Annotated in this window: 3 protein-coding genes; 2 read left to right on the top strand and 1 reads right to left on the bottom strand. The window is 66.0% G+C overall.

The features are described 5' to 3' along the window. The coding region (locus AC1D2K_RS33425; protein WP_478094568.1) for a DEAD/DEAH box helicase at positions 1-1496 on the bottom strand (1496 nt) is incomplete at its 3' end. 297 nt (positions 1497-1793) lie between these two features. On the opposite strand from AC1D2K_RS33425, the gene AC1D2K_RS33420 reads away from it, so the two are divergent. Further along, entirely contained in the window at positions 1794-2024 is a 231-nt protein-coding gene (locus tag AC1D2K_RS33420) for a hypothetical protein (RefSeq protein ID WP_478094566.1), read from the top strand. A 190-nt stretch (positions 2025-2214) separates the two neighbouring features. Beyond that, positions 2215-2464 (top strand): ATP-binding cassette domain-containing protein (locus AC1D2K_RS33415; RefSeq protein WP_478094564.1); only part of this gene is annotated, 250 nt, incomplete at its 3' end.

The following is a 2464-nucleotide window of genomic DNA, read 5'->3' as shown; positions in this document are numbered from 1 at the left end:
TTCTGATGGTGCGTCGGCGCATGGTGCGGCGTGCGCGCCGGTCCCTGCGTGCCGCGTGCCGGGCCTTGGCCACGGCCGCCCTGGCCGCCACCGTTGGCATTGCGGCCGGCCGGGGCGCCCTGGCCCTGTCCGTTGCCGCCGCTGCGACGCTGGCCGCCGCCATTGCCGCCGCCATTGCCGCCGCCGCCACCGCTGCGTTCGCCCTGGCCTGCCTTGTTGTCGCGGATGCGCTGCATCATTTCTGTGCGCGCGGCCTTGGCCGCCGCCTGCATCACGTCACGGCTCGGCGGACGGCCGGCGCCGCCCCAGATGGTCTGGCGGCCCATGGCGATCGGTTCGGCGCGCTCGCCTTCCTCGGGACCGAAGCCGTCGATGACCTGCACGGGAATCGTCTGCTTGGTGAAGCGTTCGATCTCCTGCATGAAGCCTTCTTCGTCGAGGCAGACGAAGCTCACGGCCTCGCCGCTCGAACCGGCGCGGCCGGTGCGACCGATGCGGTGCACATAGTCTTCGCTGACGTTCGGGATCTCGTAGTTGACGACGTGCGGCAGCTCGTCGATGTCGATGCCGCGGGCCGCGATGTCGGTGGCCACCAGCGCGCGGATCTCTCCGCTCTTGAAGCCGGCCAGCGCCTGGGTGCGTGCGCTCTGGCTCTTGTTGCCGTGCAGCGCCATCGCCTCGATGCCGTTCTTGGTGAGGAATTCGGCCACGTTGTTGGCGCCGAACTTGGTGCGGGTGAACACCAGCACCTGGCTCCACTTGTGCTCGTTGATGATGTGCGCGAGCAGCGCCTTCTTCTTGCCGCGGCCGACCGGGTGGATCACCTGCGTGATGCGCTGAACGGTGGTGTTGCGCGGCGTGACCTGGATGCTCTGCGGGTTCTTGAGCAGCGTGGCGGCGAGGTCGCGGATCTCGTCGCTGAAGGTGGCCGAGAACAGCAGGCTCTGCTTTTCCTTCGGCACCAGCGCGAGGATCTTCTTGACGTCGTGGATGAAGCCCATGTCGAGCATGCGGTCGGCCTCGTCGAGCACCAGCATCTGCACCTGCGACAGGTCGAGCATGCCTTGCTGCTGCAGGTCGAGCAGGCGGCCGGGGGTGGCCACCAGGATGTCGACGCCGCTCTTGAGCTTGCTGATCTGCGGGTTCATGCCGACGCCGCCGAAGATCACGGTCGAGGTCAGCTGCAGGTACTTGCCGTAGGTACGAACGGATTCCTCGACCTGGGCCGCGAGTTCGCGCGTGGGGGTCAGCACCAGGGCACGGATGYCGGTGCCGCCGAACTTGTTGGTGGCGCTGCGGCTCATCGTGAGCTTGTGCAGCAGGGGGAGGGTGAAGGCAGCGGTCTTGCCGGTGCCGGTCTGGGCGCCGCCCAGCAGGTCATGGCCGTCGAGCACGGCCGGAATGGCCTGGGCCTGGATCGGCGTGGGGATTTCATAGCCCTGCTCATGCACGGCCTTCAAGATGGCCGGGGCCAGCTTCAGTTCATCAAAGTTCATTGAGTTCAACAAGCGCCCTACACGGCGCAGTGGTATCCACCCGCTCGGGCGTCACATCGGACGACGAGCCAGTAAGGGCAGATGGGTCAGGAGTGGGAGCCTGACAGCCTGCAAAGGCCGTCTTCGTCCCCGGCAGAGAGCCGGCGTTGCGGGCAACTGGACCCGGCAACAGGTGCTATTGTCTCATGAGTTGGGGTTGACCCTCGTTCGAGGATGTTGCGTGGGGCCATCGCAGCGGGAGAGAGCTCAATCACGCGCATCGCCATCGCGATCGTTTCGGGTCGGTGCGCAAGCGCGATGCGCGTCGTCGAAAGGTTGCGGATCGCCTCGTTGACCTCCTTCTCCTTGTCCACGTGGATCCTGCTGGCGCGGGCGTTGTACCGGCAGCCCGGCATCCTCCTGCTTGATGAGGCCACGAGCCATCTCGCGGCAGCCGATGTTTCTGGTGCCGCGCGAGAAGCGTCGGCTGCCGAGCCGATGAAAATGACTGGCGGCGTTGTTGAAGCCGCCGTTGCCAGCCCCAAATGAGGCTCTGAGTTAGACTCGGCAGGCATTTCGCGCCAGCGCGCAGCAGCAGCAAGCGCCTGTCACGCCGAAACTCCCTTCGATCCAGCGCACGGGCGAGGCGACCCCTCCCGATTGCCGAACCGGACTTGCGCGCCGGGTCGAGGCCGGTTTTCCCACCTTTCCAGCAGCCCATCACCGAGTAGCAATAGACATGGCCCAGTACGTCTACACCATGAACAAGGTCAGCAAGACCGTGCCGCCCAAGCGGCAGATCTTGAAGGACATTTCGCTGTCGTTCTTCCCCGGCGCYAAGATCGGCGTGCTGGGCCTGAACGGCTCGGGCAAGTCGTCGCTGCTCAAGATCATGGCCGGCATCGACAAGGAGATCGATGGCGAGGCGCTGCCGATGCCCGGTCTCACGATCGGCTACCTCGAGCAGGAACCCAAGCTCAACCCCGAGC

The sequence above is a fragment of the Variovorax sp. P1_H12_2 genome, assembly GCF_056405335.1.
This window is presented reverse-complemented; position numbering and strand designations above follow the sequence as displayed.